This is a genomic window from Cupriavidus sp. 2KB_3 (assembly GCF_052115685.1).
Classification (GTDB): domain Bacteria; phylum Pseudomonadota; class Gammaproteobacteria; order Burkholderiales; family Burkholderiaceae; genus Cupriavidus; species Cupriavidus campinensis.
This window is the reverse complement of record NZ_JBFRHD010000011.1, coordinates 85,951-99,400: the sequence shown is the minus strand read 5'-3', so window position 1 is coordinate 99,400 and position 13,450 is coordinate 85,951. Positions and strand designations below refer to the sequence as shown.

14 protein-coding genes are annotated in these 13,450 nt (G+C 68.5%); 4 read left to right on the top strand and 10 right to left on the bottom strand.

Annotated features, from left to right (window positions below; all coding sequences use genetic code 11):
- Window positions 1-4 precede the first annotated feature (4 nt).
- From AB4120_RS13800 to AB4120_RS13755, 10 genes are all read right to left on the bottom strand, one after another.
- A complete protein-coding gene (locus tag AB4120_RS13800) occupies window positions 5-658 on the bottom strand; it encodes a methionine ABC transporter permease (RefSeq protein ID WP_149137695.1) in 654 nt (217 codons plus the stop codon).
- Entirely contained in the window at window positions 639-1,781 is a 1,143-nt protein-coding gene (locus AB4120_RS13795) for a methionine ABC transporter ATP-binding protein (protein WP_441642385.1), read from the bottom strand. Before AB4120_RS13795 ends, AB4120_RS13800 begins: the two co-directional genes overlap by 20 nt.
- A 16-nt stretch (window positions 1,782-1,797) precedes the next feature.
- Window positions 1,798-2,619 carry a MetQ/NlpA family ABC transporter substrate-binding protein gene (locus AB4120_RS13790; RefSeq protein WP_149137693.1) on the bottom strand — a complete coding sequence of 274 codons (822 nt, stop codon included), beginning with the start codon at window positions 2,617-2,619 and terminating at the stop codon, window positions 1,798-1,800.
- Between the two features lie 21 nt (window positions 2,620-2,640).
- Window positions 2,641-3,996 carry an LLM class flavin-dependent oxidoreductase gene (locus tag AB4120_RS13785; protein WP_441642384.1) on the bottom strand — a complete coding sequence of 452 codons (1,356 nt, stop codon included), beginning with the start codon at window positions 3,994-3,996 and terminating at the stop codon, window positions 2,641-2,643.
- Complete coding sequence (locus tag AB4120_RS13780; protein ID WP_441642383.1) at window positions 3,996-5,255, bottom strand: SfnB family sulfur acquisition oxidoreductase; 1,260 nt, start codon at window positions 5,253-5,255, stop codon at window positions 3,996-3,998. Before AB4120_RS13780 ends, AB4120_RS13785 begins: the two co-directional genes overlap by 1 nt.
- 1 nt (window position 5,256) lies before the next feature.
- Complete coding sequence (locus AB4120_RS13775) at window positions 5,257-6,492, bottom strand: SfnB family sulfur acquisition oxidoreductase (RefSeq protein WP_441642382.1); 1,236 nt, start codon at window positions 6,490-6,492, stop codon at window positions 5,257-5,259.
- 128 nt (window positions 6,493-6,620) lie between these two features.
- Window positions 6,621-7,583: an ABC transporter substrate-binding protein gene (locus tag AB4120_RS13770; RefSeq protein WP_441642381.1), complete on the bottom strand. Its 963-nt coding sequence runs from the start codon at window positions 7,581-7,583 to the stop codon at window positions 6,621-6,623.
- Window positions 7,576-8,349, bottom strand: coding sequence for an ABC transporter permease (locus AB4120_RS13765; RefSeq protein WP_092300528.1), 774 nt, complete (start codon window positions 8,347-8,349; stop codon window positions 7,576-7,578). The genes AB4120_RS13770 and AB4120_RS13765 overlap by 8 nt, the downstream gene beginning before the upstream one ends.
- On the bottom strand, window positions 8,346-9,233 hold the full coding sequence (locus AB4120_RS13760; RefSeq protein WP_441642380.1) for an ABC transporter ATP-binding protein: 888 nt from the start codon (window positions 9,231-9,233) through the stop codon (window positions 8,346-8,348). The genes AB4120_RS13765 and AB4120_RS13760 overlap by 4 nt, the downstream gene beginning before the upstream one ends.
- On the bottom strand, window positions 9,230-10,294 hold the full coding sequence (locus AB4120_RS13755) for an ABC transporter substrate-binding protein (protein WP_149137687.1): 1,065 nt from the start codon (window positions 10,292-10,294) through the stop codon (window positions 9,230-9,232). Before AB4120_RS13755 ends, AB4120_RS13760 begins: the two co-directional genes overlap by 4 nt.
- 261 nt (window positions 10,295-10,555) lie before the next feature.
- Here AB4120_RS13755 and AB4120_RS13750 point away from each other — a divergent pair, with 261 nt between their 5' ends.
- The 4 genes from AB4120_RS13750 (at window position 10,556) to AB4120_RS13735 (ending at window position 13,447) form a co-directional block, all read left to right on the top strand.
- Window positions 10,556-11,347, top strand: coding sequence for an alpha/beta hydrolase (locus tag AB4120_RS13750; protein ID WP_149137686.1), 792 nt, complete (start codon window positions 10,556-10,558; stop codon window positions 11,345-11,347).
- 98 nt (window positions 11,348-11,445) lie between these two features.
- Complete coding sequence (locus tag AB4120_RS13745; RefSeq protein WP_441642379.1) at window positions 11,446-11,997, top strand: DUF3455 domain-containing protein; 552 nt, start codon at window positions 11,446-11,448, stop codon at window positions 11,995-11,997.
- A 131-nt stretch (window positions 11,998-12,128) separates the two neighbouring features.
- Entirely contained in the window at window positions 12,129-12,707 is a 579-nt protein-coding gene (locus AB4120_RS13740; RefSeq protein WP_262389809.1) for a sigma-70 family RNA polymerase sigma factor, read from the top strand.
- Window positions 12,704-13,447, top strand: a complete 744-nt coding sequence (locus AB4120_RS13735; RefSeq protein ID WP_149137685.1) for an anti-sigma factor — start codon at window positions 12,704-12,706, stop codon at window positions 13,445-13,447. Before AB4120_RS13740 ends, AB4120_RS13735 begins: the two co-directional genes overlap by 4 nt.
- Window positions 13,448-13,450: the final 3 nt, after the last annotated feature.

The window sequence follows — 13,450 nt, the reverse complement described above, 5'->3', positions numbered from 1 at the left end:
CCGACTAGCGCAGGCGCAAGCGCCTGACCCACCGGTCGCCGGCTGCCTGTACGCCGGTGACCAGCGCAATCAGCACCACAATCACCACGACCATCACCACCGTATCGAAGCGCTGGTAGCCGTAGCGGATCGCCAGGTCGCCCAGCCCGCCCGCACCGACCGCGCCGGCAATCGCGGACGCCCCGATCAGCGAGACCACGGTGATCGTGAACCCGCCGACGATGCCCGGCAACGCTTCCGGCAGCAGCACATGCCAGACGATATGGCGGCGCTGGCATCCCATCGCCTGGGCCGCCTCGATCAAACCATGGTCCACTTCGCGCAGGCTCACCTCGGCAATCCGCGCGAAGAACGGCGTGGCGCTGATCGCGAGCGGCACCACGGCCGCCCAGACGCCAATCGTCACCCCCACCACCAGCCGCGTAAACGGCAGCAACGCCACCAGCAGCACGATGAATGGCGTAGCGCGGAAGCCGTTGACCACCGTGCCGGCCAGCCGATGGAAACGCGGCGCGGGCCGCATGCCGCCCGGCGCAGTCACCACCAGCAGCACGGCGAGCGGCAGCCCGGCCAGCGCGGCGATCAGCGCGGAGGCGCCGACCATCGTCAGCGTATCGAGGAAAGCGGCCCAGAGGCGGTCAATGAGTATCGGAGACATAACCTAGCGTGGTGACGTGATGGGCGAGCGGCGCGTCAGACGTCGCCGCATCGTCCGGCGTAGCGTGGGCGGGGATGGAAAGCAGCAGCGCGCCTTGCGTGTGCCCCTGAATCCGGTCGAGACTGCCATGCAGCAGCCGCACGCCGGCGCCGAACGCGGCGGCCACGCGCGACAGATCCGGCACCTCGCCGCCGGCATAGCGCAGTTCGACCACTCGATGCCAGTCCCCCGCGCCCTCCGGCTGCGCATGCAGGCGCTGCGCGATGTCCTCGGGCACGCGCGTGGCCAGCGGCGCCAGCAGCGCCCGCGTGGCGTCATGCTGCGGATTGCCGAAGACCTGCCACACCGGCCCGGTCTCGGCGATGGCCCCGCGCTCCAGCACCAGCACGCTGTCGCAGATCGCCCGAATCACGCGCATTTCGTGGGTAATCAGCACGATGGTGATGCCAAGGCGCGCGTTGATGTCGCGCAGCAGGGCCAGGATCGACTGCGTCGTCTCCGGGTCCAGCGCGGAGGTGGCCTCGTCGCAAAGCAGGATGTCTGGCCGATGAACCAGCGCGCGCGCAATGCCCACGCGCTGCTTCTGTCCGCCCGACAGCCGGCCGGGGTACGTATCCGCCTTGCCGTCGAGGCCGACCAGCGCCAGCAGCGACGCCACGCGCTCCGCAATCTCCGCCCGGGGTACGCCGGCGACCTTGAGCGGCAGTGCCACGTTCTCAGCCACGGTCGTGGCGGACAGCAGGTTGAAGTGCTGGAAGATCATGCCGATCCGCCGCCGCAACGCTACCAGCTCGCCCGTCCCCAGCGTCGCGACATCGACACCGCCCACGGTGACCCGGCCTGCGCTCGGCGTCTCCAGCCCGTTGATGGTGCGCAGCAGGCTCGACTTGCCCGCGCCGCTGCGGCCAATGATCCCGAAGATACCGCCGGCGGGAATCTCGATGTCGATCTCGCGCAGCGCCTCCACCGGCCCGCTCGCCGCGTGATAAGTCTTGCCCACGCCCTCGAATCGGATCGAACCCGCATTGGGCGCGGTTGTGCCTTCCGCGCGTGCCACCGGCGGCGCGCTACGCGAAGCAGTCTGGAGAAGTCCCCTGCGGAACAACGGAAAGGTGGCGGCCATCTGCACGAGTCTCCAGTCAGGGCTTCAGCCAGGGCAGGCTGTAGAGCTTGTCGTTGTTCGCGAACGAGGTGCTGAGCTGCTTGCGCACCGCCGGCGACTCCTGGTAGATCTTCACGAAGCGCGCCACGCGGGCATCGCTGGCATTGTTCTCCCGCGTCACGAAGCGGATGGCGAAGTAGGTGTCGTCGATGCCCGAGTAAAGCAGCCCGGAGCCCGCCACCTGCGGCTTGCCGGCATTGACGAAGTGCGCCGGGTAGCCCTGCGCGAGGTCCACGTCATCGAGCGCGCGCACGAGCTGCGGCCCCTCCACTTCCACGAACTTGAGCTTCTTGGGGTTGTCCACGATGTCGTTGACGCTGCCCTTCGCGCCCACGCCATCGCGCAGCTTGATCAGCCCCGCCTTCTGCAACAGCAGCAGGCCGCGCCCCTGATTCACCGGATCGTTCGCCACGCCCACGCGCGCGCCGTCCTTGAGGTCGCCGAAGCGCTTGATGTGGGTGGAATACAGGCCGATGTTGGGCAGCACCCCAAGCGCCACGCTGCGGAACTTGTAGCCGCGCTCCTTCACGGCGTTGTCCAGGAAGGCCTGATGCTGGAAATAGTTGATGTCGAGGTCGCCGGCAGCCAGCGCCACGTTCGGCGTGGTCCAGTCGGTGAACTCGATCACCTTGACGTCGAGACCCTGCTTGCGGGCCTCGGTGGCGGCCACCTCGACCGAATCGGCCAGCGAGCCCGGCGTGACGCCAATGGTGAGCGGCGCGCCGTGCGCGGCTGAAGAGGCGGAAGCGACGATCGTCAGCGAAGCAATCAGGGGAAGCAGCAGTGAGGATTTCAGCATGGTGATAGGCAGGATGGAGAATCAAAGGCGGCGGAACTGCGCGGCCGCATGGCGATCTGGCAGGCGGTCGCCGTCGCCGAACAGCTTGTGGCGCAGCGACCCCTCGGCATAGGCCGTCTTGTAGCGGCCCCGGTTCTGTAGCTCGGGAACGATCAGGTCAACGAAGTGGGTGTAGCTCTCCGGCACCACGGTGCGGCTCAGGTTGAAGCCGTCGATGCCGGTCTCGTCGATCCAGGACTCGAGTTCGTCGGCCACCTGGGAAGGATCGCCGACGATCGCGGGATAGCGTCCGCCCAGTTCGAACAGGTCCAGGAGCTTGCGGCGTGTCCAGCCATGCTGGGCGGCGGTGCGCTGCGCGGACTCGATGGCGTTGCCGCCACCGTAGTCCACCGGCTCATCGAGGCCGTAGCGCGCGAAGTCCACGCCCGTGCTGGCGGCGAAATGCGCAAGCCCGGCTTCGCGGCTCGCGTAGTCGCGGTACTCGGCGTGCAGCGCGCGCGCCTCGGCTTCGGTGCGGCCCGTGACCACGGCGGCGCCGGCAAAGACCTTGACGTCGTCCGGGCGCCTGCCCGCCGCCACCAGTTGCTCGCGCAGCGCGCTGACGGTCTTGCGTGCCGCGTCCTTGCTCGGCGGCGAGATAAACACGCATTCCGCGTGGCGCGCCGCGAACTGCTGCCCGCGCCCGGAGCTGCCAGCCTGGAACAGCACCGGGGTGCGTTGCGCGGAAGGCTCGGCCAGGTGGTAGCCCTCCACGTCGTAGTAGCGGCCGTGATGGATCACCTTGTGCACCCGCGCCGGATCGGCGAACGTGCGGGAGGCCTTGTCGCGCAGCACGGCGCCCTCCTCCCAACTGCCCTCCCAGAGCTTGTAGAGCACCTCCAGATACTCGTCGGCGCGGTCGTAGCGCTCGTCATGCGGGAACTGCCCGTCGAGGCCCATGGCGCGCGCCGCGCTGTCCAGATAGCCAGTGACGATGTTCCAGCCGACCCGGCCCCGCGTCAGGTGATCGAGCGTGGAGAAGCGCCGCGCCAGCAGGTACGGTGCGTCGTAGGTCAGGTTCACGGTTACGCCGAAGCCGAGGTGGCGCGTGGCGGCGGCCATGGCCGGTACCAGCAGCAGCGGATCGTTGACCGGCAGCTGGATCGACTCACGCAGCGTGACATCGACATTGCCGCGATAGAGGTCGTAGACACCGACGATATCGGCGATAAACAGCCCATCGAACAGCCCGCGCTCCAGCGTGCGCGCCTGCTCCACCCAGTATTCGAGCGTGTTGTACTCGGTGGAACGGTCGCGCGGGTGGGTCCACAGGCCGTGATTGATGTGCCCGACGCAGTTCATGTTGAACGCGTTGAGCAGGATCTGCTTGCGCGCCATCAGAGGGCTCCGTGCCGCGTCGGCAGGCGGTCGTTGAGGTAGTAGTTGCCGATGGCGTGATACTTCCATCGCACCGGATCGTGGAGGGTATGGGTGCGCGCGTTGCGCCAGAAGCGGTCTAGCCCTTGCCCGTCGAGCGTCGATGCCGTGCCGCCCAGTTCGAACAGCCGGGTGCCGGCCAGCAGCGAGGCGGTGGTTGTGGCCGCGCGCGCTTCCGCCACGGCGATGGATGCCGCCGCTACGGTCTTGGCGTCGGGGCTGCGCTGCGCCGCATCGACGTTGCGCCCGGCCCGCCGCACCAGCGCCTCGGCGGCGCGGAGCCTGACCTTGACGTCACCGACCTGATCGATCGTCAGCGGATCTTCGCTGGCACGCGCGACCTTCGCATCCACCCAGGGCCGTGCATGATCGCGGATGAACGGCAACGTGGCGGCGAACGCGCCGCGCCCAATGCCAAGGTCGATGGCCGCATGCATCAGCTGCGCCACGGGACCGATGGTGGTCGGCGTCTCGAACGACGCCTGGAACGGCAGCACCCAGGCCGCCTCGACGCGCACGTTGTCGAACGTCACCGATCCGCTACCCGTGACGCGCTGGCCAAAGCCATCCCAGTCGTCGACGATGGTGATGCCGGCTGCATCGCGCGGCACGATAGCGATGTAAGTGACCTCGCGCCCATCCTCCTGCGCCACGGCCAGCGTGGGAATCTGGTGCGCGAAGACCGCACCCGTGCAATAGAACTTGTTGCCGATCAGCCGGAAGCCGTCGCCATCCGGCACCAGCCGCGTGCGGCGCTTGAAGTCCTTGTGACCGATCTCGGCCAGCGCATTGCCGAAGCGCTCACCGGCCAGCGCCCGGGCGTAGAACGCCGCTCGCTGCGCCGCCGTGCCGCCCACGCGCAGCACTTCGAGCGCGTAGTAGTGGTTCTGCGGGATCTGGCCCAGCGAGCCATCGGCAGCAGCCAGTGTCGCGATCACTTCGGCCAGCGTGCCGTTGGACACGCCGGCGCCACCGTGCTCGCGCGGCACGGTGATGCCCAGCAGGCCGCTGGCGCTCAGCGCGTCGAGTTCTTCCCACGGCAGGCGGCGCTCGCGGTCGCGCAGCGCGGCGTCGGGGGCAAAGCGTTCCGCCAGCAGTTGCGCGGCGGCGATGGCTTCGGCGTCATCGGCAATGCGATGGGCGCGCGGCGGCGGCGCGGCCGGTGCGGGACGGCTGTCCCGGTGATCGGCAGCGGGTGGCGGCGTAAACAAGAGGCTCATGTCAGTTCCAGGAATGCCGTGCCGGCTGAACGCCGTTGAGGTGATAGTTGCCGATCAGGTGGAGCTTCCAGCGCACCGGATCGTGCAGGGTATGGGTGCGCGCGTTGCGCCAGTGGCGGTCGAGGTTGTGCTTGGCGCGCGTGGCGGAGGAGCCCGCCAGCTCGAACAGCTTCTCGCTGGCCGCGAGCGCGATCTCGGTGGTCAGCACCTTGGCTTCCGCCACGGCCACCGACGCCTCCGCGCTCAGTTCGTCCGTCACCGTGCCAGCGGCGATGGCATCGAGCGTGCGCCCGGCCTCCCCCAGCACTTCGCGCGCGGCGTGGAGATCCACGGCAAGCCGGCCGACATCGCCGATCAGATAGGGATCGTCGGTGGCGTGCTCCACTTTGGCGTCGATCCACGGCCGCGCGTAGGCGCGCACGAAGGCGATGGCATCGTCAAAGGCAGCCTGTGCGATACCCAGGTCGATGGCGGCCTGGATCAGCTGCGAAGTCGGCCCGTAGATCCCGGGGCGCTCCGCAAGCTGCCAGACCGGCAACACGTCTTCCTCTGAGACGGCCACGTTGTCGAAGAGCACCGTGCCGCTGGCGGTGGTGCGCTGGCCGAACGACGACCAGTCGTCGTTCACGGTCAGGCCCGCCGCATCGCGCGGCACCCATGCCTGCACGGCGCGGCCTTCGTCGTCCAGCGCGCGTACGGGCACCCGATGCGCGAACAGCGCGCCGGTCGAATAGAAGCGCTGGCCAGTCAGCCGCAAGCCCTGTTCTGTGCGGCGCAGCCGCGTGCCGGTTTGCAGGACGGTCTGGCTCGTGGCGGAGCGGCGTTCCGGCCCCGCATTGCCAAGCCGCTGCCCGGCGAGCACCTCGGCGTAGTAGCGCTGCTTCTGCGCCGGCGTGCCGATCTCGCGCAGCACGCCGAGCAGGCCGAAGTGATTCTGCGGGATCTGGCCCAACGAACCATCGGCGGCGCTGAGAATCGCGAAGACTTCGGCGAGCGTGGCGTATGACACGCCGGCACCGCCAAACGCGCGGGGAATCGTAATCGCCCCAAGTCCGCTGGCGGACCAGCGGTTCAGTTCGTCCCACGGCAGGATGCGCTCGCGGTCGCGCCGCGCGGCGCCTTCGGCAAAATCGGCAGCGAGGGCATGTGCCACGGCGATGGCTTCGGCGTCGTCCGCAATGCGCCGCACAGGCGCACCGGAGCGCTGTAGGACGTGCAATTCCGAGAGGTTGGTCATGGTGCAGCGAGTGGGGGAACAAGCGGCCATTGGAGCATGGCCCCCCTACACGTCACGACGAATTTTTTCGAGGATGCTTAGGCGCTGCGGCCCGCATATCGATAGCCGCGCGGAGATGCGCGCCGGCTTCACGAATGGCAGACGAGGCCGTCGCCAAGCTGGCTGGCTTCGTAGGCAATATCGCCGGCGCGCTGCGTACGGGCAGTGGCGAGCGCCCCGCCAATCTTCCAATGCCGCACGGCGCGATCGAGCCACGCGGCGGAGCGGGAGTCGTCCTGCCGGATCACGATCTGCGGACTGGCGTTGTCGGGAAGCAGGCCCGCGTCGAGCCGCCGATAGAAGCGCCACTCGGGCAATCCCATCAGCCGCGCCACCACAGGGGCGTCTTCCGCCAGCGCCTGGCATTCGCCGGCCATAAACGCGGCCACGGCGCGGATCGACGAAGAATAGGAACGTACCTGCGCGCCCAGCGTCTCCGTGACGGGATGCGCATAAGGGCTACCCTGTGCGACACAGACCGCGCGCCCGGCGAGATCACTCGGCGCACGATAGTCGCTGCCGCGCAGCGTGACGAGCGCGCCGGCGCCGCCGGTGTAGGCGGTCGGCACGGCATACGGACCGCTATCGATGGCGCCGGCCACCACAAGATCGACACCGGGCACGCTCACGCCGCGCGCATCGGCAGGCAGGCCGACTACCCGCAGACGCACCTGCAATCGTTCAGCAAGATAGCGCGCGAGCGAGACATCGAACGCATCGGGTTCAGGCGGCGTCGGCCGGCTAGGCGGCGCGGGACGGGCGTACTGCCGCACGCCCACCACCAGCTCGCCACGCGCCCGCACGGCTTCGAGCAACGGGCCGCGCGGCATCGTCGTCCAGTCGGGCTCCCGCTCCAGGTACCGCGCCCCCGCCTGCAAGGCAACCGGCAATCGTTCGACAAGATGCGGCGACTGTTCTAGCCAGCGTGGCGCGGCAGCCATGCCGAGCAGACACGCCGCCACCGCCAGCGCGATGGCATGCCACGCGCCGGGGATCGAACGCGGCGCTTCGGCCGCCGGCGCGCACCCGCATTCGGACGCGATCTCAGCCATTGAGCGTGAGCCCCTTGCGCCAGCGCGTCATGCGGCGCTCCACGCGTGCCAGCCCATAGTTGAGCACCAGCCCCAGCACCGCCAGCAGCAGGATGCCCGCGTACATGGTCGGAATCTGGAACACCTCCTGCGCGTTGAGCGTCATGAAACCGAGCCCGGAGTGCGCACCGATCATCTCCGCTGCCACCAGTGCCGTAATGCAATACGTCCCAGCCAGCCGCACGCCCGTGAAGATCGACGGCGACGCCGCCGGCAGCACGACCTTGCGGAACACGAACAGCCGCGACGCGCCCATCGAGCGGGCCGAGTCGATCAACAGCCGATCCACCTGCTTGACGCCGCCAATCGTGCTCAGCAGCACCGGCCAGAACGACGCCCAGAAGATGATCGCCACCTTGGAGGTCTCGCCGATACCAAGGAACAGGATGAACACCGGGAACAGCGCGAAGGCCGAGGTTTGCCGGAACAGTTGCAGAATCGGATCGACAATCGCTTCGAAGCGGCTGAACCAGCCCATCAGCAGGCCCAGCGTCACGCCGAGCCCGATGGCAGCCGCCAGGCCCCACAGCGAGCGCTGGAGGCTGGCGAGCAGGTGCTTCCACAGCGCACCGCTGCCGATCAGCTGCCAGATGGCGCCCAGGATCTGCGATGGCGGACTCAGGTAGGCGGCGCTGACGATGCCCAGCCGTGGCACCAGTTCCCACAGCAGCAGGAAACCGATGATGCCCAGCACGCCGAGCGCGCGGTCGGTAGCCTTGCCGCTCATGATGCGGCCCTCGCCAGCACAGGTTCGGCGGCCGCACGCTCGCCGGGATTGGCCGTGGCGCCGAGCGGGCGCGGCACGGCGGCCGGGTTCGCGAACTGCACTTCGTCCTTGAGCACGTCCCACGCCTGCTGGCGCAGTCGCACGAACGCTTCGGAATTTCGCACCTCGGGCGCACGTGGGCGCGGCAGCGGCACGTCGAGAATCGCCTTCACCGTACCCGGGCGCCGCGTCATGATGGCGATGCGGTCCGACAGGAAGATCGCCTCGTCGATACTGTGGGTGATGAACACGATGGTCTTGCGCGTCTGCTCCCAAATTCGCAGCAGTTCGCCCTGCAGGATCTCGCGCGTCTGTGCGTCCAGCGCGGCGAATGGCTCGTCCATCAGCAGCACTTCGGGCTTGTAGGCCAGCGCGCGCGCAATCGCCACGCGCTGCTTCATGCCACCCGAAATTTCATGCGGAAAGCGCGGGCCGAAGCCGGTCAGCCCCACGAGTTCGAGGTACTCGCCCGCAATGCGCCGCCGCTCCGCACGCGGCACGCCGCGAATCTCGAGGCCGACCTCGATGTTCTCGAGCACGGTACGCCACGGGAACAAGGCGTAGCCCTGGAACACCACGCCCTGCGCCGGGTTGATGCCCTGCAGCGGCTTGCCGTCGATGGCGATGTTGCCACCGGTGCGGTCAGTCAGGCCGGCGAGGATGCTCAGGAAGGTCGACTTGCCGCAGCCGGACGGCCCCAGGATCGACAGCAGTTCGCCGTCGCGGATATCAAGGTCGAAGTCGCGCAGCACGGCCACGTTCTCCGGGCGCCCCGCCTCGTTGCGCACGGCATAGTCCATGCGCACGCCGCGCGCGGTGATCTTTTGGGGGGCGGTCGTGCTCATGCCTTCGCCGGTCCCTGCGTGGCGTACGGGTTGAATTCATTCGTGTAGATGTCGCGCACCGCGACCTTGCCCTTGGCGAGCTTGCCCTCGGTTTCGAGCACGTCGATGTAGTACTGGATCGGCGGCTCGGTGACGACGAGGTTATCGACGTAGGCGTAGCGGTCCACGTAGTCGAGCTGCAGGTTGATCCGCTTGGAAACCAGCTTGCGGGCATCCTCCGGGTTCGCGTTGACCCAGTTGGCCGCCTTGGCGAGCGCGGTCACCACGTCGCGCACGGATTCCGGATGCTCGCGAATGAACTTGCCGTGCGCGCTGTAGGGCTGCATGCCGCCGAGCCCGGCGTCGAGGTCGAAGTCGCTCCACAGCCGCACCAGCTTGTCGGCGTGGTCGGCGCGGCCCGAGAACGGTGCGTGGATGATCGCCAGGTCGGTGTTGCCTGTGACCAGCGTCTGCTCGGCCTGATCGTCCGGAATCACGACGAAGTTGATCTTGTTGACGTCCACGCCCTTCTCTCGCAGGAAGGTCTTGGTGACGAACTCCGCGCACGCGCCGAAGCTGTTGATGCCGACGGTCTTGCCTTCGAGGTCTTTCGGGGCGCGGATGCCGGACGCCTTGCGCACGAAGTACTTCATGTGCGGCGCGTCCTGCAGCGTCTTGTTGCCGGCCGCCACTACCTTGATGTCGGAGCCGCTGGCCACCGCCGAGATCACCAGCGGCACCATGCGTGAGCCGAAATCGATCTCGCCCGTGCCCACCAGCGGGATGATCTGGGGCGCCGCCACCTTGCCGATGTACTCGGGCCGCGTGTTCGTGCCTTCGAAATAACCGAGCTGGTCGGCCAGGTAGACCAGATCGAAGGTCGGGTTGTCCGGGTAACGGAAGCGCACCTTGTCGCCAACCTTGCCGACCACCGCCGGCGCACCGGCCGCCGCTTTCGGCGTGGCGGTCTCGTCGCCACGAGAGCACGCGGCCAGCAGCGAGCCTGCGCCGCCGGCAACGGCGAGGGATACGAGTTGTTTGAGCGCGGTACGACGGGTGTTGGCCACGGAGTGCGACGGCATCGGAAGTCTCTGTTCAGATTGAAATGCGGAGCGGCATTCAGTATCGGAAAGGGGCGCGGCGCGCACAACGAAGTCTTTCAACTATCGATATTGCCCGGGCGCGGCGGGTCGCCGGCGGATTTCGCACGATGTTTGCACGATCCCACGGGGCTGCGGGCAGGAAGTCAGCGGCGACGGAATAGCCGCCGCCACCGGTTCGTCCTACTGCAGACAGCCCATGACGCTGCAATTCATCCCTCTACCTGATCAAAAGGACAGACCATGAACCTCCACCGTACCCTCCCGGCCACACTGGCCGCGCTTGCCGCCCTCACCCTCGCCTCCGGCGCCATGGCGCAGACGCCTTCGCCGGCCAACACCGTCCCCGTCAAGAACATCGTGCTGGTGCACGGCCTGTATGCCGATGGATCGAGCTGGGAAAAGGTCATTCCGCTGCTGCAGGCGAAGGGCTACCACGTCACTTCGGTGCAGAACCCCACCACGTCGCTGGACGCGGACGTCGATGCCGTCAAGCGCACCCTCGCGCTCCAGGACGGCCCCACGCTGCTCGTGGCGCACTCCTATGGCGGCATGGTCATCAGCCAGGCCGGCGACGACCCGAAAGTGGCCGGCCTGGTCTACATCGCCGCCCGCGCGCCGGACGCCGGCGAGGACTACCCCGCCCTGACGCGCAAGTTCCCCGCCGCGCCCGCCTCCGCCGGCCTGCAATGGGGTGCGGACGGCTATGGCCGATTGTCCGAACAGGCGTTCCTGCACGACTTCGCCGGGGACCTGCCCGAGACCCAGTCGCGCGCCTACTACGCCGTGCAGCAGCCGATGGGCAAGGCCATCACCATGGCGAAGACCACCGTCGCGGCATGGCGTGACAAGCCCACGTGGTACGCGGTGTCCACCGAGGACCGCACCATCAACCCGGATCTGGAGCACTTCATGGCCAAGCGCATGGGCGCGCAGACCGTGGAGATTCCGGCGAGCCATGTCTCGCTGCTGTCGCGCCCGCAGGAGGTGGCCAGCCTGATCCTCCAGGCCGCCGCCGGCAAATCTGCCGGATAAAAATTTCCGCGCCACTGCATCCAAACGCTCCGCTGGTGTGTAGCCCCTGTGCAGCCTCCGGGTTCGCACCGATCCACAACACACCAAGGAGCCCCACCATGATCCGCACCTCCCTTCTTGTTCCCGTCTCCGCCTGCCTCGCCCTGACCGCCTGCGGCGGCATGCACCAAGCCGGTTCTATGTCCGCGCCCATGCCGGTGGCCGATGCTATCAAGGTGCCAGACGGCCACAAGCTCGCCATGCAGACGGTTGGCGTGGGCGAGCTGCGCTACGAATGCCGGCCCAAGGCCAACGCCGCTGACCAGTTCGAATGGGCGTTTGTCGGCCCCACCGCCACGCTGAACGACCGCAGCGGCAAGGCCGTCGGCAAGTATTACGGCCCGCCCGCGACGTGGGAGGCCATGGACGGCTCGAAGGTCACCGCCACCCAGGTCGCCGTGGCGCCGGGCGGCGACGGCAATATCCCGCACCAGCTCGTGAAAGCGAATCCGGCGACCGGCAGCGGCATGATGAGCGGCATCACTTTCATCCAGCGCGTGGCCACCCGGGGCGGCGTGGCACCCGCCATGGCATGCAGCGCGGCCAATCGCGGCGCGGCGCAGATGGTGCGCTACCAGGCGGACTACCTGTTCTGGAAAGCGGCGGCCTGAGCGGGCGGCCGGGCGCGGTATTAGGGAAAGCCCAGCGGGTCGCTGCCGACTGTCGGGCGTAAGATGTGCGCTCGGGCGCCCCTCGCGCCCTCCGCAGCCTTGCAGCCCCGCAGCCAACAGAGAGCCCGCTCTTGACCGCCGCCCTGCCCTCCGTCAACGACCATTTCGACTACGAATCCGCGCTCGCCGGTTGCGCCGCGCGGGACGTGACGGCCTTGCGCCGTCTCTACGAGCATGCAGCGCCGTACCTGCTGGGCGTGGCGGTCCGTATCGTGCGGGACCGGGCCCTGGCAGAAGACGTGCTGCACGACGCCTTCGTCAAGGTCTGGAGCCATGCCCATACGTTCGACCCCGCGCGCGGCGCGGCGCGCGGCTGGCTGTTCAGTCTGGTCCGGCATCAGGCGCTCAACCTCGTACGTGACCGCCTGCGGCTGGTGCTGCCCGACGAGGAGACGGCGCAGGCCATCGAGGACGAGGCGGCCCTGGCCGCCGCGGCGGGCACGGCTCCGGCCGGCGAGACCCGCGTGATGCTCGGCCGGCTGGCCATCTGTCTCGACCAACTGGACCCGCCCAAGCGCGACAGCATCCTCTATGCCTATGTCGATGGCTGCTCGCACAGCGAGATCGCCGCGCGGCTCGGCGCGCCGCTGGGCAGTGTGAAAGCCTGGGTGCGGCGCGGCCTGCAGGCGCTGAAGGAGTGCATGCAATGAGCGTCGATGCCGGAGATCCGCACCGCGGCGATGGGGATGCGCTGGATGAACTCGCCGCCGGCTACGTGCTGGGCACGCTCTCCGCCGCCCAGCGCGAAGACGTGGCGCGCCGCCTGCCCCAGGAGCCCGGCCTGCAAGACCGCGTCGATGCCTGGGAAGCGCGCCTGCACCCCTTGTCTGACCTGGCCGAGCCGGTCACGCCTTCGCCCCGGGTCTGGACCGCCATCGCGCGCAGCATCGGCCACGCCGAGCAGCGTCCCAACCCGGCCACGCCGGCCACCGCCATGCCCGGATGGTGGCATTCGCTCGCGCTATGGCGCGGCATCGCTTTCGGGGCGACGGCCTGCTCGCTGCTGCTGGCCGCCATGCTGGGCCTGCGCGCATTCGCGCCACCCGCGCCGCCGCGCTATGTGGTGGTGCTGGCCGCGCCGCAGGACAAAACACCGGGCTGGCTGATCCAGGCCTCCGGCCCGCGCCGGCTGAAGCTGATTCCGCTCGGGGCACAGGCCGCGCCGACCAATCGCGCGTTGCAGTTCTGGACCAAGGCCGATAACTGGAGCGGGCCGGTCTCGCTCGGTCTGGTGCAGGCCAACCAGTCGCTCGACGTCGCGCTGGACCGCCTGCCAGCCCTCCAGGACAACCAGTTGTTCGAGATCACGCTCGAGCCCGCCGCCGGGTCGCCCATCGGCCGCCCCACCGGTCCGGTGCTCTATATCGGGCGCGCGGTGCTGGTGCGCTAGCGC